This window comes from Pseudomonas sp. SK3(2021) (assembly GCF_016772375.1).
Lineage (GTDB): Bacteria > Pseudomonadota > Gammaproteobacteria > Pseudomonadales > Pseudomonadaceae > Aquipseudomonas > Aquipseudomonas chlororaphis_I.
The window spans coordinates 2,088,973-2,110,698 of sequence record NZ_CP061943.1; the positions used below are offsets into that span (position 1 = coordinate 2,088,973).

Below are 21,726 nucleotides of genomic sequence, written 5' to 3' on the forward strand. Positions count from 1 at the left end.
GCTAGAACGTCAACTCCGCACTGAAGTAGAGGACGTGGTGCGAGTCATAGTTGTTGTCGACAAAGGTGGTGGGCTCGTCGTCGAGCCGTTGCTGGAGTACGCCGGCCAGCTCCAGGCTACCCTTGCCCAGGGGGATGCGCTTGGCGACGCGGGTATCGACCCGTTCGAAGCGGTAACCGTTGAGCGCGCTGGAACCATAGTAGAAGAGCGCGCTGGACCAGCCCTGGCCCCAGTCGCGCAACCAGCCCGCCGAGCCGCTGTGGCGCGCGGTCAATTGCTCGTCCAGCGGGTTGCTGGCCTCGGCATCGACATAGGCGTACGTCAGGCGCAGCCGGTCCGCCGGGTCCAGGCGCCAGTCCAGCTGGGTTTCAGTGCCGGCGAAGCGTGAGGAGTTGCTGTTGCTGGCGATGTACTGGTTGTTGCGCAGCGGCTCGCTGATCATCCCGCTGATTTCGTCGTAGAACAGCTTCACATCGAGGTTCAGCCCGAGATCGGCGAAAAAGCCGTTGTAGCCCAGCTCCCGTGAGCGCATGCGTTCCTGGTCGAGGTTGCCCGGGCCGCGGGTCTTGACGAAATACTGGGCGCTGGGCTGGCCGTAGGCGGCCGGGCTCAGCTTGGTGACCCGGTAGCTCCAGTTGACGTTGTTCTCGAACATGTCCGGCGAGCGGATCGCTTCCGAATACACTGCCCGCAGGCCGTGGCGCGGGTTGATCAGGTAGTTGACCGCCACCCGCGGGGTCAGCGAGCTGCCGCTCAGTTGCGAGTCCTCGAACATGGCGCCGCCCTGCAACAGCCAGTGCTCGGTGGCGCGCCATTCCAGCTGGCCGAATGCGCGCCAGGTGCTGTCGTCGAGGGTGCCGTTGAAATAGGTTTCCGAGTCGGCGCGGTCGTAGCGATAGTTCAGGCCGCTGACCAGGCGCACGCCGTCGGACAAGCTCAGGGTGTCCTGCAGTTCGAGGTCATAGCGCGATTCACGGGCGCTCTGGTCGATATCTCCGCAGACCGTGCGCTTGGCGCCGTCCTTCCATTGCGTCAGCACCTGGTTCGCCAGGGCCTGTTCAGCCGCGGTACCCGGAGGGGCGCCGGAGCCGGTGAAATTCTCCATGTGCCGGGCCAGCCGTTCGGCGTAGTTCGGGTTGAGCTGCCAGAGGCGGGTCAGTTCCGGGCTGAACGACACTTCGGCGTCACAGGCGCGCCAGTTCTGCTGGCGGTCCCAGTGCTGGACCGAGCCTTGTATATAAAGGCTGTGGTCCGGGTTGATGTCCAGGTTCCAGCGCAGCGAGCCGGCATAGTCCTTGGCGATCACGTCGGAGTTGTAGCCGGCCGAGGTGATACCGGAAAACACCGGGCGGTAGGTATAGGGGCGCTGGTTGCTGCCTTCCTTGGCGCTGAGCTGCCAATCGATGCTCTGCTGCTCGTCGAGCATCTGGCTGACCGACAGGCTGAAGCGGTTCAAGCGCCGGCTGTCGCGGTAGTCGGCGCCGTTGCGATCGCTGTCGAAGCCGTCGTCCTCCTGCCCGGACAGCGACAGACGCAGGTCGCCGCTGTCCCAGCCGGTGCCCTGGCTGGCGTACCAGTCGCTGATACCGCGCTGGCCGCGGGTGACCTTGACCCGCGTGCCGTGGCTGTTGGCGGGCGAGCGGGTAATGATGTTGATCACTGCCATCAGCGCGTTGGCGCCGTAACTGACGGTGTTGGGGCCGCGGAATACCTCGATGCGCTCGATGTCCTCGATGGCCACCGGAATGTCGCTCCAGTCCACGGTGGCCAGGCCGGCCCGGTACACCGAGCGCCCGTCGATCAGCACCTGCATGCGTCGCGCTTCGCTGGCATTGGTGCCGTGATAATTCACCGCGGCCTGGTTGCCGTTGATATTACCGACCATCATTCCCGGCACCAGGCGCAGCAGTTCGCTGATGTCGCGGGCGCCGCTGGCGTCGATCAGTTCGCTGTCGAGCACGGTCATGCTGCCGGGCACTGCCGCGGGGGACTGTTTCAGACGGGTGGCGGTGAGGATTTCCGGCAGCGGCTGGCTGTCCAGGAACAGATCGTCGGCCAGCACCGGAGGGCTGCAAAGCAGCGCCAGCAAGAGCGATGGACGGGAGAGGGGAGGGCCAGGATACACGGCACAGCCTTGATAACGGATAATTGCCGCGCATGTTAACCGAGATGACCGGCTTTTCCAGTCGATAACCCCGACAATCCAGGTTCTAATCGGTGTTTTCCCGGCATTTGTGCCTAATTGTTCACAGGGCTGGCCGCCGCAGGGCTGCCCCGTATAATGCCGCCATCGCCACTGTATGGATTGACGGATTGCATATGACTGAACAGCGCCCTATCGCGGTCCTGGGAGGCGGAAGCTTTGGTACCGCCGTGGCCAATCTGCTGGCCGAGAACGGTCATCGGGTGCGGCAGTGGATGCGTGACCCGGAGCAGGCGGAGGCCATTCGCATTCATCGCGAAAATCCGCGTTACCTCAAAGGCATCAAGATTCATCCGGCGGTGGAGCCGGTGACCGATCTGTTGGCCACCCTGAACGACAGTGACCTGTGTTTTGTCGCCTTGCCCTCCAGCGCCCTGCGCTCGGTGCTGGCGCCCCATGCGCAGCTGCTCGCCGGCAAGCTGCTGGTCAGCCTGACCAAGGGCATCGAGGCGCAGACCTTCAAGCTGATGAGCGAAATCCTCGAAGAGATCGCACCCAAAGCGCGGATCGGCGTGCTGTCCGGGCCGAACCTGGCCCGTGAAGTGGCCGAGCACGCCTTGACCGCCACCGTGATCGCCAGCGAAGACGAGGAACTCTGCCAGCGCGTGCAGGCGGCCCTGCATGGCCGTACCTTCCGCGTCTATGCCAGCGCCGACCGCTTCGGTGTCGAGCTGGGCGGGGCGTTGAAGAACGTCTACGCGATCATCGCCGGCATGGCCGTGGCGCTGGGCATGGGAGAAAACACCAAGAGCATGCTGATTACCCGGGCGCTGGCGGAAATGACCCGTTTCGCCGTCAGCCAGGGCGCCAACCCGATGACTTTCCTCGGCCTGGCGGGGGTCGGCGATCTGATCGTCACCTGCTCGTCGCCCAAGAGCCGCAACTATCAGGTCGGTTTCGCCCTGGGCGAAGGCCTGAGCCTGGAAGAGGCGGTGGACCGGCTCGGCGAGGTGGCCGAAGGCGTGAACACCCTCAAGGTGCTCAAGGTCAAGGCACAGGAAGTGGGCGTATATATGCCGCTGGTGGCCGGATTACATGCCATCCTGTTTGAAGGTCGCACGCTGAATCAGGTCATCGAGTTGCTGATGCGCGGCGAGCCGAAAACCGATGTCGATTTTATCTCCACCAGTGGTTTCAACTGAGCAGGACAGGAGCGAGACATGAACGATACGAATTCCGAAGCCAAGTACGAATCCATCCTGCTGCGTGTGCTGTGGATGCTGGTGTTCGTGCTGGTCTGGCAAGTGGCGCAATTCATCCTCGGCGCGCTGGTGCTGGTGCAGCTGATCTACCGGCTGATCTACGGTTCGCCGAGTGCCAGCCTGATGAACTTCGGCGACAGCCTGAGCCAGTTCCTGGCGCAGATCGGTCGCTTCGGCAGTTTCCACACCGACCAGAAGCCTTGGCCGTTCGCCGACTGGCCGGCCCCGCGCGCCCCTGAAGGCGAAGCGCCGCATGTGGTGCCACCGGCGCCCCATCCGGTGCGGGACGAGGAGCCCAAGCTGTGAAGCTCTGGGTGTTGCGTCACGGTGAAGCCGAGCCGCATGCGCGCAGCGATGCCGAGCGCAACCTGACCGAGCATGGTCGCGAGGAAGCCCTGCGCAGCGCCGCGCACCTGATCGGCCAGCCGCTCAGCGCGATCATCGCCAGCCCTTATGCGCGGGCGCAGCAGACGGCGAGGCTGGTGCGCGAAGCCCTGGGCTTCGAAGCGGAAATCCGCACCGTGTCCTGGTTGACGCCGGACAACAACCCGCTGTCGGTGGTCGCCCAGCTCGACTCGGTGGACAACGTGCTGCTGGTCAGCCACCAGCCGCTGGTGGGCAACCTGATCGGTTTCCTGCAGCACGGCCATCTGCGCAATCCCCAGCCGATGCATACCGCAGGCCTGGCGGAACTCGAAGGCGACTGGCCGCTGGCCGGCCTGATGACCCTCAACAGCATCAAGAATCCCTGAGCCTGAATTCCTGGGCGGTAGGAGCGAGGCTTGCCCGCACTGAAGGGGGCCGCGTAGTTTCAGGCACCCCGTGCCGCTGCCCTTCGCGGGCAAGCCTCGCTCCTGTGACGATCTGTTCTTTTCGCTACATTTCTTAACTTGCAGCCTACCTTTGTGCGTGGAATAGTCGCCCGAGCAAGTGCTTGGTTGGCTAGCCTCACGATCAGAACAAAAACAAAGGAGCGAGTCGCATGTCTGCTGCTTTTCGTTTGCCGCTGGAAGTGTTCTACGAGCGCGAAGCTCGTCATCCCCGCCAACGTTTCCTGGTCCAGCCCCTGGGCGGTGGCCGGGTCGAAGAGCTGACCTGGGCCGACGTCGGCCACCAGGCCCGCTGCGCCGCCCACTGGCTGCGCGCTCGCGAGTTGCCGCCAGGCAGTCATATCGCGATCATTTCCAAGAACTGCGCCCACTGGATCATTGCCGACCTGGCGATCTGGATGGCCGGTCACGTTTCCGTACCCCTGTATCCCAACCTGACCGCCGATTCGGTGGCCCAGGTGCTGGAGCATTCCGAGTCGGCCCTGGTATTCATCGGCAAGCTCGATGACTGGCCGGCGATGGCTCCCGGGGTGAAACCCGGGCTGCCGACCATCAGCCTGCCGATCTGCCCCGAAGGCCGCTTCGACTTCACCTGGGACCAATTGCAGCAGTGCTCGCCGATCCAGGACGACCCCAGCCCCGCCGCCGAGCAACTGGCGACCATCATTTACACCTCGGGCACCACCGGCCTGCCCAAGGGCGTGATGCACAGCTTCGGCACCCTGGGTTTTGCGGCGACCCGCGGCACCCAGCTGTTCGGCCTCGGGCCGACGGACCGGCTGCTGTCCTACCTGCCGCTGTGCCATGTGGCCGAACGCATGTTCGTCGAGCTGGCGGCGATCTATACCGGGCAGACGGTGTTCTTCGCCGAGAGCCTGGAGACCTTCCTCACCGACCTGCAGCGGGCGCGGCCCACGGCGTTGTTCGGCGTGCCGCGGATCTGGACCAAGTTCCAGATGGGCGTGTACGGCAAGGTCCCGGCCAAGCGCCTGGACTTCCTGTTGGGCCTGCCGTTCATCGGCAAGCGGGTCGGGCGCAAGGTACTGGCCGGGCTGGGGCTGGATGCGCTGCGGGTCGCCTTGTCCGGCGCCGCGCCGGTGCCGCAGACCCTGTTGGACTGGTACCAGCGCCTGGGCCTCGACGTGCTGGAGGTGTACGGCATGACCGAAAGTTGCGGTTATTCCCACATCGGCCGCAGCGGCCAGCATGTACCCGGCTGGATCGGTCGGCCCTGCCCGGACGTCGAGGTGCGGATCGACGAGGCTGGAGAGGTCCAGGTGCGCAGCGGGGCGACTATGCTCGGCTACTTCAAGGACCCGCAGAAGACTGCGCAAACCGTCACCGCGGATGGTTTCCTGCGTACCGGCGACAAGGGCGAGCAGGACGCCGATGGCAATCTGCGCCTGACCGGGCGGCTCAAGGAAATCTTCAAGACCAGCAAGGGCAAGTACGTGGCCCCGGCGCCGATCGAGAACCGGCTGGCGGTGCATGCGCGGATCGAGCAGGTATGCGTGGTCGGCGATGGCCTGAGTGCGCCGTTGGGCTTGTGCGTGTTGTCCGCGGCTGGTTTGCAGGACGCCGCAGGCAACGCCCGTGGCGGCCTGCATGCGAGCCTGGAAAGCCTGCTCGATGAGGTCAACGGTGCGCTCGACAAGCATGAGCGCTTGCACCGCCTGGTGGTGGTGAAGGACAGTTGGGCGGTGGAAAACGGCTTTCTGACCCCGACCCTGAAGATCAAGCGCAATGTCATCGAAGCCACCTACGGCGAGCGCTTCAAAGAGTGGAGCGAGCGCTCCGAAGCGGTGCTGTGGCAGGATTGAGCGCGGATAACCACCTTAAAGGATGCAGTGATGAGCTTATGGCGTACCACCCCGAACATCGAGCAACTGAACGCGATCCAGAAAAACACCATTGGTGAGGTGCTGGACATCCGCTTCGAGTCCTTCGACGACGAGTCCCTGACCGCGAGCATGGTGATCGACCATCGCACCCACCAACCCTATGGCCTGCTGCATGGCGGCGCCTCGGTGGTGCTGGCGGAAACGGTCGGCTCCATGGCCAGCTACCTGTGCATCGACGCCAGCAAGTTCTACTGCGTGGGCCTGGAGATCAACGCCAACCACCTGCGCGGCCTGCGTTCCGGCCGGGTGACGGCGGTGGCCAGGGCGATTCATATCGGGCGTACCACCCATGTCTGGGATATTCGCCTCTGCAGCGACGAAGGCAAGGCCAGCTGCGTATCGCGCCTGACCATGGCCGTGGTGCCGCTGGGGCAGACGCCACCGGCTCGTTGAGTGATCCCCATAGGCAGAGGCTGCGTGTCATCATTCTTGACCGTTACTGTCATTGCCGTCGGGTAATGGCGTGCGGACAATCAGCCATCGTTTTTTGTTCATGAGTTAGCCGGTATGTCGCAACAGGTGTTTTTCGCTCACGCCAACGGGTTTCCCTCGGGGACCTACGGCAAGTTGTTCGCCGCCCTGGCGCCCGAATATCAAGTGGCGCATTTGCAGCAGCACGCCCACGATCCGCGCTTTCCGGCGGACGACAACTGGCTGAACCTGGTGGACGAACTGATCCACCATCTGCAACAGCAGGCCGAGCCGGTGTGGGGCGTCGGCCATTCTTTCGGCGGTGTCTTGCACCTGCACGCGGCGCTGCGTTGCCCGGAGCTGTATCGCGGGGTGGTGATGCTCGACTCGCCGGTGCTGACCCGTGCCGATCAATGGGTGATTCGCGCCGCCAAGCGTTTCGGTTTTATCGATCGCCTGACCCCAGCCGGCCGGACCCTGGGACGGCGCGAGGAGTTCAGCGACCTGGAGTCGGCGCGCAAGTATTTTGCCGGCAAGACCCTGTTCCGCGGCTTCGACCCCGAGTGTTTCGACGCCTACCTGCAACACGGCCTGCACCAGGTCGACGGCCGTTTGCGGCTACGCTTCGACCCGGCCACCGAGATCAGCATCTATCGCGGCGTACCACACACCAGCCCGGGCCGCCCCCGGCAGTTGAAGGTGCCGCTGGCGGTGGTGCGCGGGCGCCAGAGCCGGGTGGTGATGAAGCACCATGCCAGCAGTGTCGGGCGCATGCCCCATGGCGAATCCCTGAGCATGCCGGGCGGGCACATGTTCCCGCTGGAGCGCCCGCAGGACACCGCGGCCCTGTTGAAAAAACTCTTCGGCCGCTGGGAAGCCCGCGCCGAACGGAGTTGCGCATGAGCGCCGCGGTGGAAGAGGTCCGCCTGAGCCTGCCGCATATCGAGCTGGCGGCGCACCTGTTCGGCCCCGAGGACGGCTTGCCGGTCATTGCCTTGCATGGCTGGCTGGACAACGCCAACAGCTTCGCGCGGCTGGCGCCCAGGCTGCGTGGCTTGCGCATTGTCGCCCTGGACATGGCCGGGCACGGCCATTCCGGACACCGCCCCCTGGGTGCCAGCTATGCGCTCTGGGATTACGTGTACGACGTGTTGCAGGTCGCCGAGCAACTGGGCTGGAAACGCTTTGGCCTGCTCGGGCATTCCCTTGGAGCGATTGTCTCGCTGGTGCTGGCCGGCTCGTTGCCCGAGCGGGTGAGCCACCTGGCGCTGATCGACGGGGTGATTCCGCCGACCGCCACCGGTGAGAATGCCGCCGAGCGCATGGGCATGGCCTTGCAGGCCCAGTTGGACCTGCGGGAAAAGCGCAAGCCGGTCTACGCCACCCTGGACCGCGCCATCGAGGCGCGGATGAAAGGCGTGGTCGCGGTCAGCCGCGAAGCCGCCGAACTGCTCGCGCAACGTGGCCTGATGCCGGTCCCGGGGGGCTACACTTGGCGCAGCGACAGCCGCCTGACCCTGGCTTCGCCGCTGCGCCTGACCCAGGAGCAGGCCATGACGTTCGTCCAGCGCCTGTCCTGTCCGGCCCAACTGGTGGTGGCGGCCGACGGCATGCTGGCCAAGCACCCGGAGTTGCTGGAACGGCTACCCTTCAGCCGGGAACAGCTGCCCGGTGGCCATCACCTGCACTTGAACGACGAAGCCGGCGCGAGCCTTGTTGCAGACTGTTTCAATAGGTTTTTCGCCGTTTCTTGACTTGCAGCGGGCAACTGTCGAGGCTGGGCGGGTTGAAATGGGAGACAACCATGATAGATCTCTACACCGCTGCGACCCCGAATGGCCACAAGGTCTCTATCGTGCTCGAGGAACTCGGCCTGCCCTATACGGTGCATGCCCTGAGTTTCGACAAGAAGGAACAAAAGGCTCCAGGCTTTCTCAAGATCAATCCCAATGGCCGGATTCCGGCGATTGTCGACCGCGCCAATGGCGATTTTGCCGTGTTCGAGTCCGGCGCGATTCTCATCTACCTGGCTGAACTCAGCGGGCAGTTGCTGCCCAGCGATCCCAAGGGGCGTTCCCGGGTGATCCAGTGGCTGATGTTCCAGATGGGCGGCATCGGCCCGATGCAGGGCCAGGCCAATGTGTTCTTCCGCTACTTTCCGGAAAAGCTCCAGGGCGCCATCGATCGTTACCAGCATGAAACCCGGCGCTTGTACGAGGTGCTCGACACCCGTTTGCAGGAGGTCGAATTCCTCGCTGGCGACTACAGCATTGCTGATATCGCTACCTTTCCCTGGGTGCGCGGCCATGAATGGTCCGGGGTGCCGGTGGAAGGCCTGACGGCCCTGCAACGCTGGATGGCGACCCTCGAGGCGCGCCCGGCGGTGCAGCGCGGGCTGCTGGTTCCGCAGCGCACGGATGACGCCAGTGTCATCAAGGGCGCCCAGGCCATGCTGATCCGATGAGAGCACCCATGCGTTTATTCAGTGCCCTGCTGTTGTCCTGTGCCAGCCCCTTGCTCCTCGCCGCCGACTTGCCCGGCAGCCATGACTTGCCGATCGTGCCGCGCATGCCTGACGCGCAGATCGTCGACTACCGCCCGGCGAGCGAGATGGAGCGGATCTATCCCATGGGGTCGATCCGCAAGATCAGCGGCCAGCTGCGTTTCGATGGCCAGGTCGGCGCGCGCGGCACCGCGACTTCGGTGACCTACGAGCTGCCGCCGGAACATTCCTCGACCGCGGCCTTTACCGCCGCCCGCGAAGCCTTGCAGAAGCAGGGCGCCGAACTGTTGTTCTGGTGCCAGGCCCGGGATTGCGGGGAAAGCAGCCTGTGGGCCAACGAGGTGTTCGGCAACGCCAAGCTGTACGGCGCCGATGCCCAGCAGGCCTACCTGCTGTTGCGCCTGGCCGCGCCCAACGACAATTCGCTGGTGGCCCTGTACAGCATTACCCGCGGCAATCGCCGGGCGTACCTGCATGTCGAGCAATTCGACGCCAGTACTCCCCTGGGCGAGTTGTTGCCGACCTCGGCCACCCTGTTGCGCCAGCTCAAGGACACCGGCGAGCTGGACCTGCCCAAGCTCGGCGGCGACCCCCAGCCCACCTGGCTGACCTTGCTGTCGCGCGGGTTGAACCTCGATACCACCTTGCGGGTCAGTGTTTCCGGGCCGAATGCCGAAGCCTGGCGCCAGGCCCTGATCGGCCAGGGTGTGCGGGCGGCACGCATGGAAACCGGCGGTAGCGAGGCTCCTGGCCTGCGCCTCGAGCTGCTGCGCTGAACTGTTGCATTGAACGAGCGCAGGCGAACGAGTGATCCGCCGTTCGCCTACGCTTGGTGAGTTGACCTTTCTCGAGATCCTACATGCTCAATAATGATCGCCTGTTGGTGCAGATCCTGCTTCTGGTGCTGTTCGGCGCCAGCTTCTGGGTCATGGCGCCGTTCTGGTCCGCGTTGTTCTGGGGGGCGGTACTGGCGTTTGCCAGTTGGCCGCTGATGCGCCTGCTGACCCGCTGGCTCAATGGCCGCGAGTCCCTGGCCGCGGCCGTGCTGACCCTGGGCTGGATGCTGTTGGTGGCAGCGCCACTGGTCTGGCTTGGTTTCAACCTGGCCGACCATGTGCGCGATGCCACTGCCTTTATCAAGGATGTGCAGGTCGATGGCCTGCCCGAAGCGCCGGGCTGGCTGGTCGGCGTGCCCTTCGTCGGCGAACGGCTGGTGGGGCTGTGGAACAGCATCGACCAGCAGGGCGCGGCGATGATGCTGGCGGTCAAGCCTTACCTGGGGCAGGTCGGCAACTGGCTGCTGGCCCGCAGTGCGCAGATCGGTGGCGGGATCCTCGAACTGACCCTGAGCATCGTCTTCGTGTTTTTCTTCTATCGCGACGGTCCGCGCCTGGCGGCGTTCGTCCATGGGCTGCTGGAGCGCCTGATCGGCGATCGCGCCGGCTACTACATCGAACTGGTGGCCGGTACGGTGCAGCGGGTGGTCAACGGTGTGATCGGCACCGCGGCGGCCCAGGCGATCCTGGCCCTGATCGGGTTCCTGATCGCCGGCGTGCCGGGCGCGCTGGTGCTGGGCATCGTCACCTTCCTGCTCAGCCTGATTCCCATGGGGCCGCCGCTGGTGTGGATTCCAGCCACCGCCTGGCTGGCCTGGAAGGGCGAATACGGGATGGCGGTGTTCCTCGGTATCTGGGGCACCTTCATCATCAGCGGCGTCGACAACGTGCTCAAACCCTACCTGATCAGCCGGGGCGGTAACCTGCCTCTGGTGATCGTGCTGCTCGGGGTCTTCGGCGGGTTGATCGCGTTCGGCTTCATCGGCCTGTTCATCGGCCCGACCCTGCTGGCTGTGGCCTACAGCCTGTTGACCGACTGGAGCGCCAGCCAGGCACGGGTCGAAGACAAGCGCTGATTCATGCAGAACGCGGGCATCCGTGCCCGCTCTCCCTGTAGCCGCTGCTCGGCAGCGGCTACGGTGACGGCGGCGCTCAGGCGGCCAGGTGTCGTGGGTATGTGAGGTTTGTACCGGTCGGTACACACGGGCGGTTCAGGCGCGGGGCAGGCGCACCACGGTGGTCAGGCCGCCGCCGGGGGTTTCTTCCAGGTGCAGTTGCCCGCCCAGGCGTTCGGCGGCCTCGCGGGCGATGGTCATGCCCAGGCCGACGCCGCCGGAGTTGCGGTTGCGCGAGCCCTCCAGCCGATAGAAGGGTTCGAACACCGCTTCGCGCTGGTCTTCGGCGATGCCCGGGCCGTGGTCGATGACCCGGATCAGCACCTGCTCGCGGCTGTCCTGCAGGCTGATGCGGGCATGTCCGGCATAGCGCAGGGCGTTGTCCAGCAGGTTGTTCAGGCAGGAGCGCAGGGCCATCGGCTGTACTTGCAAGGGCGCGCAATGGCCGCTGGTCTGCACGTCGGCACCCTGGTCCTGGGCGTTTTCACAGAGCGATTCCACCAACGCCTGCACGTCCATCCACTGCCGGGCCTCGCTGGTGCGCTGTTCGTGCAGATAGCTCAGGGTCGCGTCGAGCATGCTGATCATGTCGTCGAGGTCCTGGCGCATCTGGCCCTGCAGCTTGTTGTCTTCGATCTGTTCCAGCCGCAGCTTGAGGCGCGACAGGGGCGTGCGCAGGTCATGGGAAACCGCGCCGAGCATGCGCCCGCGCTGCTTGACCTGCTCCTGGATGCGCCGTTGCATCAGGTTGAAGGTATGGGCCGCCTGCCGCGCTTCCCGCGGGCCGGACTCGTCCAGCGGCGGGCTGTCGAGGTCTTCGCTGAGACGCTCGGCGGCATCGCTCAGGCGCTGGATCGGCCGGGTCAGCAGCTTGGCGCCGTACCAGGCGGCGATGATCAGCGAGATGAACTGGAAGGTCAGCGGCACGATCGGCCCGCCGAACCAGGGCCGCGGCGGCCGCGGTTCGAAGCGTCCGCTACCGGGTTGTGGCTGGCCGCTGAATTCGCTGGCCGGCGGATGCGGATGCGGAGGCGGGCCGTAGAGGCGGAACCAGAAGAAGGCGAGCAGGTGGGCGAGCACGATCGCGATCAGCAATACCCCGAACAGGCGGCCGAACAGCGTATCGAAGCGCCCACGCATCAGCCGATGTCTCGGGCGTCGAACAGGTAGCCTTCGCCGCGCACGGTCTTGATCAACTGCGGCGATTTCGGGTCGTCGCCGAGCTTCTGCCGCAGGCGCGAGACCAGCAGGTCGATGCTGCGATCGAAGGCTTCGATGGAGCGGCCACGGGCAGCGTCCAGCAGCTGTTCGCGGCTTAGCACTCGGCGCGGGCGTTCGATGAACACCCAGAGCAGGCGAAACTCGGCGTTGGACAGCGGCACCACCAGGCCATCGGCGGAGATCAGCTGGCGCAGCACGCTGTTCAGGCGCCAGTTGTCGAAGCGGATATTGGCCCGCTGTTCGGTGCGGTCGTCGCGGACCCGACGCAGGATGGTCTGGATCCGCGCCACCAGTTCCCGGGGCTCGAAGGGCTTGGCCATATAGTCGTCGGCCCCCAGCTCCAGGCCGATGATCCGGTCGGTGGGCTCGCAGCGGGCGGTGAGCATCAGGATCGGGATGTCCGATTCGGTGCGCAGCCGGCGGCACAGGGACAGGCCGTCTTCGCCGGGCAGCATCAGGTCGAGCACCACCACGTCGAAGTGTTCCGCCTGCAAGGCCTGGCGCATCGCCGCTCCGTCGGTCACGCCGGTGGCGTGGATATTGAAGCGGGCCAGGTAGTCGATCAGCAGTTCGCGGATCGGTATGTCGTCGTCGACGATCAGCGCCCGGGTGTTCCAGCGCTTGTCGTCACCCGTGCCAGGTGCTTTCTGATCGTCGTTAAGGGGAGCAGGAATGTTGTGCATGGGTGCGATCATCTGCCTGGTAGGCTGCCTGCCACAAAGAGGGGCGGCGAGGTGGTGGCTTCAGCATAGGCGTCCGGCCCTGGGGCTGGAAGTGCTGTTCGGGAGTGTTGCGGTTGGCGAGGGTAGCCGGGCTGGTTGTTGCCGGCGTGTCGGAAGTGTATCGGGCTCGACACAATTGCCGTCAGGCGCGGGCATCTGCGGGTTTTTGTCGGTACGCAAGCTGCCGTTGGCGATGAATTACCGATCATCGGGTCCCGGAGCGCCGCCGCTTGCGCTACAATCCGCGCCGATTTCGACTTGCCTGAGAGCCCCTTCATGTCCGCTTGCCAGACCCCTATCATCGTCGCCCTGGACTTTCCCACCCGTGACGCCGCACTGAAACTGGCTGATCAGCTGGACCCCAAGCTGTGCCGGGTCAAAGTCGGCAAGGAACTGTTCACCAGTTGCGCTTCGGAAATTGTCGGCACCCTGCGCGACAAGGGGTTTGAGGTCTTCCTCGACCTGAAATTCCATGACATCCCCAACACCACCGCGATGGCCGTCAAGGCCGCCGCGGAGATGGGTGTGTGGATGGTCAACGTGCACTGCTCCGGTGGCTTGCGCATGATGGCGGCCTGCCGCGAAGTGCTCGACCAGCGCAGCGGCCCGAAACCGCTGCTGATCGGCGTGACCGTGCTGACCAGCATGGAGCGTGAAGACCTGGCCGGCATCGGCCTGGATATCGAGCCGCAGGAACAGGTGCTGCGCCTCGCCGCCCTGGCGGAAAAGGCCGGCATGGACGGCCTGGTCTGTTCGGCCCTGGAAGCCCAGGCACTGAAGGCCGCGCACCCGTCGCTGCAACTGGTGACGCCGGGGATTCGTCCGGCGGGTAGTGCCCAGGACGACCAGCGACGCATCCTTACCCCGCGCCAGGCGCTGGATGCCGGTTCCGATTACCTGGTGATCGGCCGTCCGATCAGCCAGGCGGCGGATCCGGCCAAGGCCCTGGCGGCCGTGGTGGCCGAGCTGGCGTAAGCGCGCTTCGCGCTATCGCGAGCAAGCTCGCTCCTACAGGGGGTATGCGTTTCCTGTAGGCGCGAGCTTGTTCGCCAACGCCATTCAAAAAGCCCGTCTCAAACCTTCAGCACCAGCTTGCCGAAGTTCTCGCCGCTGAACAGCTTTGCCAGCGTTTCCGGGAAAGTTTCCAGCCCCTCGACGATATCCTCCTTGCTCTTGAGCTGCCCCTTGGCCATCCAACCGGCCATTTCCTGCCCGGCGGCGGCGAACCGGGCCGCATAGTCCATCACCACAAAGCCTTCCATGCGCGCGCGATTGACCAGCAACGACAGGTAGTTGGCCGGGCCTTTGACCGCTTCCTTATTGTTGTACTGGCTGATGGCGCCGCAGATCACCACCCTGGCCTTGAAGTTCAGGCGGCTGAGCACGGCATCGAGAATGTCGCCGCCAACGTTGTCGAAATACACATCGACGCCTTTCGGGCATTCACGCTTGAGGCCGGCATGGATGTCTTCGCTCTTGTAGTCGATGGCCCCGTCGAAGCCCAGCTCGTCGATCAGGTACTTGCACTTGTCCTGGCCGCCGGCGATGCCGACCACCCGGCAGCCTTTGATCTTGGCGATCTGCCCGGCAATGCTGCCCACCGCGCCGGCCGCGCCCGACAGCACCACGGTTTCACCGGCTTTCGGCGCACCGACGTCCAGCAGGGCGAAATAGGCGGTCATGCCGGTCATGCCCAGGGCCGACAGATAGCGCGGCAGCGGCGCCAGTTTCGGATCGATCTTGTAGAAGCCACGCGGCTCGCCGAGGAAATAGTCCTGCACGCCCAGGGCGCCATTGACGTAGTCGCCGACGGCGAAGCCGGGATTGTTCGAGGCGATCACCTGGCCCACGCCCAGCGCACGCATCACTTCACCGATGCCCACCGGCGGGATGTAGGACTTGCCTTCGTTCATCCAGCCGCGCATGGCCGGGTCGAGGGACAGGTATTGGTTCTTCACCAGGATCTGCCCGGCCGCCGGTTCGCCGACGGGAACCTGCTGGTAGGTGAAGGTTTCGCGGGTTGCCGCGCCCACCGGGCGTTTGGCGAGCAGGAACTGGCGATTGGTCAGGGTGGTCATGGCAGGCACTCAAGGATCAATGGAACCCTAGTTGATAGACCTTCAGCCCCGATGCCGCAAGGTTTGCCGCTGTGGCGAATAGGGGGCGATCCAGAGGCGTGATGGTCGTAGGCAGCCTTCATCACCATGGCGGATAAGTGGGCAACCGGCCCTCTGATAGTGCTGCCGCATGCTCGTTGCCTGTGCCTAGACTGGGCCAATCCGATCCATGCATTCCATCGAGGGCATCACCATGAGCATGACGTTTTCCGGCCAGGTCGTTTTGGTCACCGGCGCAGCGGCGGGTATTGGCCGGGCCACGGCCCTGGCTTTCGCCGCAGAGGGGCTGAAAGTGGTGGCGGCGGACCTGGACGTCGCCGGTGGCGAAGGCACGGTGCAATTGATTCGCGCCGCCGGTGGCGAGGCGTCGTTCGTGCGTTGCAACGTCACCGACGAGGCGGATGTGCAGAACCTGATGGCCCAGGTGGTAAGCCGCTACGGGCGCCTCGACTATGCCTTCAACAATGCCGGGATCGAAATCGAGAAGGGCAAGCTGGCGGACGGCACCCTGGACGAGTTCGACGCGATCATGGCGGTCAACGTCAAGGGCGTGTGGCTGTGCATGAAGCACCAGTTGCCGCTGATGCTCGCCCAGGGTGGCGGGGCCATCGTCAACACCGCATCGGTGGCCGGCCTTGGCGCGGCGCCGAAGATGAGCATCTATGCCGCCTCCAAGCACGCGGTGATCGGCCTGACCAAGTCGGCGGCCATCGAGTACGCGAAGAAGAAAATCCGCGTCAACGCGGTGTGCCCGGCGGTGATCGATACCGATATGTTCCGCCGCGCCTACGAGGCCGACCCGAAGAAAGCCGAATTTGCCGCGGCGATGCACCCGGTCGGGCGGATCGGCAAGGTCGAGGAAATCGCCAGCGCGGTGCTGTATCTGTGCAGCGACGGCGCGGCCTTCACCACCGGCCATGCGCTGGCGGTCGACGGGGGGGCCACCGCCATCTGACGCTTGCCTGCCTTATGGACGGCCCTGGTGAATGAGCCTTGCCGGGGCTGTACCGGATCGACCTCGACCATTCTGAAAACGACCTGAACGTAGCTTTTTGCCATTATTCCGACGCCAGAGACTTGTGCTCCAGTACAACCCGTTGCGAACCTGCAAAACGGGACAATGGCCCTGTCGCCATTGGGGACTGGAAGGGGACTGAGCGCAATGAATTCGGCCACGAACGGACGTTTTGCCAACCTCGGCATGGCGAAAAAACTGGGTGTCGGTTTCACCCTGGTGCTGCTTCTGACGGCACTGGTGGCGGCCATAGGCGTCTGGTCCCTGCAGACCATCAGCCAGCGTTTCGATGGACTCAAGCAGATGTCGTCGCTCAACAGCGGTCTGCTCAAGGTCCGTCTGCTCGAACAGAACTATGCCTTGCACGGCGACGCAAAAACCGCGGACGCCTTGCACGAGGGCGTCGATGGCCTGCTGGGGCTGGCGGCGCAGCTCAAGGAGCGCTCGGCGGCGAACGTGCCGGTGATGACCGACGTCGAGCAGGCGCTGGGGGCTTACCGCAAGGCCTTCGACGAGTTCGTCGAGCTGACCCAGGCCAAGGACCTGGCGCTGGAAATGGCCAGTTGGTCGGTGTCCAGCGTGGCCAACAACCTCGATGTGCTGCAGGCCGGTCTGGCCGACGACGGCACCTATAGCCTCAAGGAGTCCGCCGGCAAGGAGGGCAGCGAGTTCGTCGAGCAGGCCAGTCAGGTCAGCCAGGTCTCGCGCCTGATGCTGCAAGCCATGAACGAAGCCCGGGTACGCCTGGACCAGAGCCGCAAGGGCGAGGAAGAGGTCGAGCAGGGCAAGATCGAACAGGCCGACCAGGCCCTGGCCCAGGCCGAGCAGCTCAAGACCGTGGTCAAGGACGCCGGTTATCAGACCGTGCTCAACGAGGTGGTCGGGCATATCGGTGGCTTCAGCGAAAAGCTCGCCGAATACACCGGCTTGCTAGCGCAGGAGAAAAAGGTCTATCAGCAGTTGCATGAGCGCGCCGCGCAAGTGATGGAGCGGGTCGATCAGGCATACGGCGCGCAGGATCAGTCGATGCAGGCGGAGCTGAAAAAGAACTCGCTGCTGATCATCGCTTCCTCGGCCCTGGCGTTGCTGGTGGGCGTGCTGGCGGCCTGGATCATTACCCGCTTGATCGTCACTCCGCTGCGCAGCGTGATGCGCGTGGCGCAGCAGATCGCCGCCGGCGACCTGAGCGCTACGGTGGAGGTGACGCGCCGCGATGAAATCGGCCAGTTGATGCTGGCGATGCAACAGATGGGTAGCGGCCTGAGCGGTATTGTCAGCGGCCTGCAGGCGGGCATCGAACAGTTGGCCAGCTCCGCCCAGTCGCTGTCGGCGGTGACCGAGCAGACCAATCTGGAGGTCAGCAGCCAGAAGGAAGAAACCGAGCAGGTGGCGACGGCAATGAACCAGATGACCGCCACCGTGCACGATGTCGCGCGCAACGCCGAAGAAGCGGCGCAAGCGGCGCAGACTGCCGACGACAAGGTCGAAAGCGGCCAGCAGGTGGTGCGCCAGAGCATGCAGCGCATCGAACAACTGGCGGATTCGGCCACCGGCGCCAGCGCCAGCATCGAAAGCCTCAGCGCCGAGATCCAGAACATCGGCACCGTGCTCAGCGTGATCAAGAGCGTCGCCGAGCAGACCAACCTGCTGGCGCTGAACGCGGCCATCGAAGCGGCGCGTGCCGGCGAGCAGGGCAGGGGCTTTGCAGTGGTCGCCGACGAGGTACGGGCCCTGGCCAAGCGCACCCAGCAATCCACCGAAGAGATCGAGCGCCTGGTCAGTGCCCTGCGTTCGGCGGCGCAGTCCTCGGTGCAGCAGATCCAGAGCAGCGGCGAACTGGTCAAGCTGGCGGTCAGCGATGCATTGCAGACCGAAAGCGCGCTGGGCAGCATCGCCACGGCGGTGTCGCTGATTCAACAGATGAACCAGCAGATCGCCGCGGCCGCCGAGCAACAAAGCTCGGTCGCCGAAGAGATCAACCGCAGCGTCACCAGCATTCGCGCCAGCGCCGATCAATCCTCACTGGCCATGCAGGGCAATGCGGCGTCGAGCATCGAGCTGGCGCAGTTGGGGGCGGAGTTGAAGGGGATGGTCGGGCATTTCCGGTTGTAATGCCGTGGGTGCTTGCTACAGGTTGCGCCGCCAGGGGCGCAGCCTTATCGACCGTGCCGCGCGAGTGGCTCGCGCGGCTGTTGCCGGTCAGTCGTAAATGGCTTTCTTCTTCCAGTCGGCATCGGCTTCGACGACCTTCAGGCCTTCGGTCAATTGGTTGACCTCGCCTTCGACCGGCTGGATGTTGGTCAACACCATCGCGTTGGAGCGGGCCAGGAGTTTTTCCAGGTACTCCAGCTGTTCCCGATAGACCGCCGGGTCCGGCTGCTTGCGCAGGTACTGCACGCCACGCTCGAACGCCAGGCGCGCCTGGCCGGGTTGTTCCTGCTGCAGGGCGTACTGGCCGAGGTTGTTGAAGAACTCGATGTGCAGCAGCACCAGGATGTGGCGGATTTCCCTGATCCAGTGCTTGGCTTCATTGGCCGGCAGGAAACCGTCCTGGGCGGCGCGCGTCACCTGGCCATGCAGCGCTTCCAGGAGAAAGCGCACGTCCTTGGCCTTGACTTCGGTCTGGATCGGGCAGGGCGGGTTGCTGACCGGGATCGATTCGCCCTGGCCGACCAGCGCGTTCAATTCGGCGATACGCGCCTTGAGCGTGGCATCGGACTTGTTCAGGTTCAACAGACGCTGAACGACGTTGAGCTCCAGTCGGGTTATCAGCAGCTTGAGCGCCGGCGACATGAACTGGCCGGGGAAGGTCTCGGTGATTTCGCCGCAGCGGCGCAGGCGGTCATTGAGTTCGACCTTGGTACGGGCCTTTTCCAGTTTGTTGTTTTCCACCACATGGTTCATGTAGCCAATGGCGATCAATAGTACGATCCCGGCTACTACTAGCAGGGTGATCATGAGTGGTGTCACCGTGTAAGACCTCTTTCTGGGGTTCGCGTACGAGTGGCGAGTGTAGTGACTTAGCCTTGGGGCGCCTAGCGCAGGTCGACGAGCAGAAACAGGCCGATTCTCTGCTTATATAGGAAATCTCTGGATGGCCTCATATTGCCATCACCCAAGAATGTGGACTATAGCGCCTTGTCGAGTGTCAGAATATAGGCGTCAAGGCACAGGCTGCACAAATGCCCGAAAGGGCTCGCAAACCACCCCGAAGTCATTGATTTAAATAAATTTATATCAGGGGGTTGACGACCTTCCAATCCATCCATAGAATGCGCGCCACTTGCAGCGTAAAGCACACAGCGAAACGCGGCAGGGAGTGAATGTTGTAGTGTGTCCCCTTCGTCTAGTGGCCTAGGACACCGCCCTTTCACGGCGGTAACAGGGGTTCGAGTCCCCTAGGGGACGCCAATGCGGGAATAGCTCAGTTGGTAGAGCACGACCTTGCCAAGGTCGGGGTCGCGAGTTCGAGTCTCGTTTCCCGCTCCAATTTTAAACGGCACTGCTTTCGGGCGGGGCTGAGTGAAACCAGAACCACGTCTTAGGATGCGGATCTGGACACCGAAACACACACCATGTGTTCCGGGTAGCGTGTCCCCTTCGTCTAGTGGCCTAGGACACCGCCCTTTCACGGCGGTAACAGGGGTTCGAGTCCCCTAGGGGACGCCATTTGCGGGAATAGCTCAGTTGGTAGAGCACGACCTTGCCAAGGTCGGGGTCGCGAGTTCGAGTCTCGTTTCCCGCTCCAAACATAGAGCTACAGATTGTCAAAGGTCTGTAGTCCATCGAAAAAGGGTCCCATTCGGGACCCTTTTTTTCGTTTCTGTCGGCAGTGACCGAGATTCGGCCCATGGGGCCTTGTAGCCTCGGGATGACGCTGCTTTTCCCCTTGTCCTGTACGCTGCGCAGATGCTGTTCGGCGCCTGTATGCTCCTGACCGTGCACCCAACCTTTGTGAATGTGCGTCTGGCACGGGGTTTGCGAAGGTCTGGACCTGATTGACCATCGATAGAGTGATGCAACCTTTTAATGAGTATCTCCGTGGCGACAACTAAGGGTAATTGGCGAGCGGTCATTGCACTGGCCTTGGCGGCCTTTGTGTTCAACACCACGGAGTTCGTTCCCGTCGGGCTGTTGAGCTCGATCGGCAGCAGCTTCGATCTGTCGACGGCCCGGGTCGGCCTGATGCTCACCCTCTATGCCTGGATAGTGTCCCTGACTTCGCTGCCGGTCATGCTGCTGACGCGTAACGTCGAGCGGCGCAAGCTGTTGCTCGTGCTGTTCGGGATGTTCATCGCCAGTCATATCCTGTCGGGGCTGGCCACGAGTTTCGGCATGCTGTTGCTGAGCCGGATCGGTGTGGCCCTATCCCATGCGCTGTTCTGGTCCATCACCGCATCCCTGGCGGTGCGTCTGGCACCACCGGGAAAACAGGTCCAGGCCCTGGGCTTGCTGGCCACCGGTACTTCCCTGGCGATGGTGCTGGGTATTCCTCTCGGTAGGTTGCTGGGCGAGGCCATGGGCTGGCGCACCACCTTTATCGTGATCGCTGGCCTGGCCACTGTGCTGGTGTTCTGGCTGGCCAGGAGCCTGCCGTTGTTGCCCAGCCAGAACTCGGGTTCTCTCAGGAGCCTGCCGGTATTGTCCAAGCGGCCTGCGCTGGTGGCGCTCTATGTGTTGACGGCCCTGGTGGTTACCGCGCAGTTCACTGCCTACAGCTACATCGAGCCTTTCATCAAGGGGGTGGCCGGCTTGAGTGGCGATGTGGTGACCCTCATCCTGCTGCTGTTCGGCGGGGCGGGTATTTTCGGCTCGCTACTGTTCAGCAGGTTTCACCGCTACAGCCCACAGCGCTTTCTGCTGGTGACGGTGGCTTCGCTCATCCTGTGCCTGGCATTGCTGTTGCCGTTGAGCGGTGAGGTCTCGTATCTGGGCGGGCTCAGCCTGATCTGGGGGATGGCGATCATGGGCTTCGGGCTGGCCTTGCAGTCCAGGGTCCTGGTGCTCGCTCCGGACGCTACCGATGTGGCAATGGCGCTGTTTTCGGGGATCTACAACATCGGCATTGGTGGTGGTGCGTTGTTTGGCAGTTGGGTAGGGAGCCAGCTCGGGTTCGCCTATATCGGTTTGGCCGGCGGCTTGCTGGCGACCTTGGCGCTGCTGTTCTACTGCGCATCCATCTATCGCCTCGCCCGGTCCCGCGTTTCGGACACCGACTGTGCTGATGCCGTGGTCGAGAAGTAGCGCCCGAGAGGAGGGTGTTGAGAGGCGCCAGAGGGGCAATGATTCGGCGGAATCATTGCCCCCTTTTTTTCACGGCCTTGTTCTGCAAGGTCTTGGCCTCGATCACGTCCTGGTTGCTTACCACGCTTTTCAGCAGGCTGCTGGCTGGTTGCCGTCGCCCTTGAGCAGGCCACCGTTCTGCACCAGGGCATCCACCACGGTACCGTTCACCTGCAGGTTGAGCAGGCCATTGCCGTCGAAGTTGACGCTGAAGTCCTTGCCCGCGCCCTGCGCGACTTCAGGCCGACGCCGACCAGCTGGGTATCGCAGTTCCGCTCGCACCCATGGGTAACAGATGTCCTGGCCATCAGCGCACTGGACGATCTGGAGCCCATCAGGTGGTCTTGGTTGAACGAGAAACCGAGTC

19 protein-coding genes, 4 tRNA genes and 2 pseudogenes are annotated in these 21,726 nt (G+C 64.0%); 19 read left to right on the top strand and 6 right to left on the bottom strand.

Going from position 1 to position 21,726, the window contains the following annotated elements; translation table 11 throughout:
- Position 1 precedes the first annotated feature (1 nt).
- Complete coding sequence (locus IF690_RS09485) at positions 2-2,125, bottom strand: TonB-dependent receptor plug domain-containing protein (protein WP_202699869.1); 2,124 nt, start codon at positions 2,123-2,125, stop codon at positions 2-4.
- 194 nt (positions 2,126-2,319) lie between these two features.
- Between IF690_RS09485 and IF690_RS09490 the strand changes: the two genes are divergently transcribed.
- The 10 genes from IF690_RS09490 (at position 2,320) to IF690_RS09535 (ending at position 10,962) form a co-directional block, all read left to right on the top strand.
- Positions 2,320-3,345 carry an NAD(P)H-dependent glycerol-3-phosphate dehydrogenase gene (locus IF690_RS09490; protein ID WP_202699870.1) on the top strand — a complete coding sequence of 342 codons (1,026 nt, stop codon included), beginning with the start codon at positions 2,320-2,322 and terminating at the stop codon, positions 3,343-3,345.
- Between the two features lie 18 nt (positions 3,346-3,363).
- A complete protein-coding gene (locus IF690_RS09495) occupies positions 3,364-3,711 on the top strand; it encodes a DUF4389 domain-containing protein (RefSeq protein WP_007931570.1) in 348 nt (115 codons plus the stop codon).
- On the top strand, positions 3,708-4,157 hold the full coding sequence (gene sixA, locus IF690_RS09500) for a phosphohistidine phosphatase SixA (protein WP_202699871.1): 450 nt from the start codon (positions 3,708-3,710) through the stop codon (positions 4,155-4,157). The genes IF690_RS09495 and sixA overlap by 4 nt, the downstream gene beginning before the upstream one ends.
- Before the next feature lie 230 nt (positions 4,158-4,387).
- The gene (locus tag IF690_RS09505; protein ID WP_202699872.1) at positions 4,388-6,055 is read left to right on the top strand and encodes an AMP-binding protein; all 1,668 of its coding nucleotides are present in this window, start codon (positions 4,388-4,390) and stop codon (positions 6,053-6,055) included.
- 30 nt (positions 6,056-6,085) lie between these two features.
- A complete protein-coding gene (locus tag IF690_RS09510; RefSeq protein ID WP_007931583.1) occupies positions 6,086-6,529 on the top strand; it encodes a hotdog fold thioesterase in 444 nt (147 codons plus the stop codon).
- Between the two features lie 114 nt (positions 6,530-6,643).
- The gene (locus tag IF690_RS09515) at positions 6,644-7,450 is read left to right on the top strand and encodes an alpha/beta fold hydrolase (RefSeq protein ID WP_202699873.1); all 807 of its coding nucleotides are present in this window, start codon (positions 6,644-6,646) and stop codon (positions 7,448-7,450) included.
- Positions 7,447-8,301, top strand: a complete 855-nt coding sequence (locus IF690_RS09520; protein WP_202699874.1) for an alpha/beta hydrolase — start codon at positions 7,447-7,449, stop codon at positions 8,299-8,301. Before IF690_RS09515 ends, IF690_RS09520 begins: the two co-directional genes overlap by 4 nt.
- Positions 8,302-8,351: 50 nt before the next feature.
- The gene (locus IF690_RS09525) at positions 8,352-9,011 is read left to right on the top strand and encodes a glutathione S-transferase family protein (RefSeq protein ID WP_053278029.1); all 660 of its coding nucleotides are present in this window, start codon (positions 8,352-8,354) and stop codon (positions 9,009-9,011) included.
- Between the two features lie 8 nt (positions 9,012-9,019).
- Complete coding sequence (locus IF690_RS09530) at positions 9,020-9,826, top strand: DUF4892 domain-containing protein (protein ID WP_202699875.1); 807 nt, start codon at positions 9,020-9,022, stop codon at positions 9,824-9,826.
- Between the two features lie 83 nt (positions 9,827-9,909).
- Positions 9,910-10,962, top strand: coding sequence for an AI-2E family transporter (locus tag IF690_RS09535; protein WP_202699876.1), 1,053 nt, complete (start codon positions 9,910-9,912; stop codon positions 10,960-10,962).
- A gap of 135 nt (positions 10,963-11,097) precedes the next feature.
- Here the strand turns inward: IF690_RS09535 and IF690_RS09540 are convergent, their stop codons facing one another.
- The gene (locus tag IF690_RS09540; protein WP_202699877.1) at positions 11,098-12,141 is read right to left on the bottom strand and encodes a sensor histidine kinase; all 1,044 of its coding nucleotides are present in this window, start codon (positions 12,139-12,141) and stop codon (positions 11,098-11,100) included.
- Positions 12,141-12,905 carry a response regulator gene (locus IF690_RS09545; protein WP_202699878.1) on the bottom strand — a complete coding sequence of 255 codons (765 nt, stop codon included), beginning with the start codon at positions 12,903-12,905 and terminating at the stop codon, positions 12,141-12,143. Before IF690_RS09545 ends, IF690_RS09540 begins: the two co-directional genes overlap by 1 nt.
- Before the next feature lie 315 nt (positions 12,906-13,220).
- Here IF690_RS09545 and pyrF point away from each other — a divergent pair, with 315 nt between their 5' ends.
- A complete protein-coding gene (gene pyrF / locus IF690_RS09550; protein WP_007931610.1) occupies positions 13,221-13,919 on the top strand; it encodes an orotidine-5'-phosphate decarboxylase in 699 nt (232 codons plus the stop codon).
- A gap of 98 nt (positions 13,920-14,017) precedes the next feature.
- Here the strand turns inward: pyrF and IF690_RS09555 are convergent, their stop codons facing one another.
- Positions 14,018-15,022 (bottom strand): NADP-dependent oxidoreductase, encoded by a 1,005-nt coding sequence (locus IF690_RS09555; protein ID WP_202699879.1) that lies wholly within the window; start codon positions 15,020-15,022, stop codon positions 14,018-14,020.
- 232 nt (positions 15,023-15,254) lie between these two features.
- On the opposite strand from IF690_RS09555, the gene IF690_RS09560 reads away from it, so the two are divergent.
- The 3 genes and pseudogenes from IF690_RS09560 to IF690_RS29285 all read left to right on the top strand — a co-directional run bounded on the left by IF690_RS09560 (position 15,255) and on the right by IF690_RS29285 (position 18,188).
- Positions 15,255-16,016 carry an SDR family oxidoreductase gene (locus IF690_RS09560; RefSeq protein WP_053278339.1) on the top strand — a complete coding sequence of 254 codons (762 nt, stop codon included), beginning with the start codon at positions 15,255-15,257 and terminating at the stop codon, positions 16,014-16,016.
- A gap of 363 nt (positions 16,017-16,379) precedes the next feature.
- A pseudogene (locus IF690_RS29280) lies at positions 16,380-17,276 on the top strand (methyl-accepting chemotaxis protein); the annotation flags it as partial.
- A gap of 207 nt (positions 17,277-17,483) precedes the next feature.
- Positions 17,484-18,188 carry a methyl-accepting chemotaxis protein gene (locus IF690_RS29285; RefSeq protein WP_502710178.1) on the top strand — a complete coding sequence of 235 codons (705 nt, stop codon included), beginning with the start codon at positions 17,484-17,486 and terminating at the stop codon, positions 18,186-18,188.
- Between the two features lie 87 nt (positions 18,189-18,275).
- Here the strand turns inward: IF690_RS29285 and IF690_RS09570 are convergent, their stop codons facing one another.
- Positions 18,276-19,046: a hypothetical protein gene (locus IF690_RS09570; protein ID WP_202699881.1), complete on the bottom strand. Its 771-nt coding sequence runs from the start codon at positions 19,044-19,046 to the stop codon at positions 18,276-18,278.
- Between the two features lie 365 nt (positions 19,047-19,411).
- Here IF690_RS09570 and IF690_RS09575 point away from each other — a divergent pair.
- The 5 genes from IF690_RS09575 (at position 19,412) to IF690_RS09595 (ending at position 21,320) form a co-directional block, all read left to right on the top strand.
- Positions 19,412-19,487 (top strand) — tRNA-Glu (locus IF690_RS09575).
- Positions 19,488-19,489: 2 nt separating this feature from the next.
- A tRNA-Gly gene (locus IF690_RS09580) sits at positions 19,490-19,565 on the top strand.
- A gap of 104 nt (positions 19,566-19,669) precedes the next feature.
- Positions 19,670-19,745 (top strand) — tRNA-Glu (locus IF690_RS09585).
- Between the two features lie 3 nt (positions 19,746-19,748).
- A tRNA-Gly gene (locus IF690_RS09590) sits at positions 19,749-19,824 on the top strand.
- A gap of 281 nt (positions 19,825-20,105) precedes the next feature.
- Entirely contained in the window at positions 20,106-21,320 is a 1,215-nt protein-coding gene (locus IF690_RS09595; protein WP_202699882.1) for a sugar transporter, read from the top strand.
- Positions 21,321-21,387: 67 nt separating this feature from the next.
- On the opposite strand, the pseudogene IF690_RS09600 reads toward IF690_RS09595, so the two are convergent.
- Positions 21,388-21,596: pseudogene (locus IF690_RS09600) on the bottom strand (hypothetical protein); the annotation flags it as partial.
- Positions 21,597-21,726: the final 130 nt, after the last annotated feature.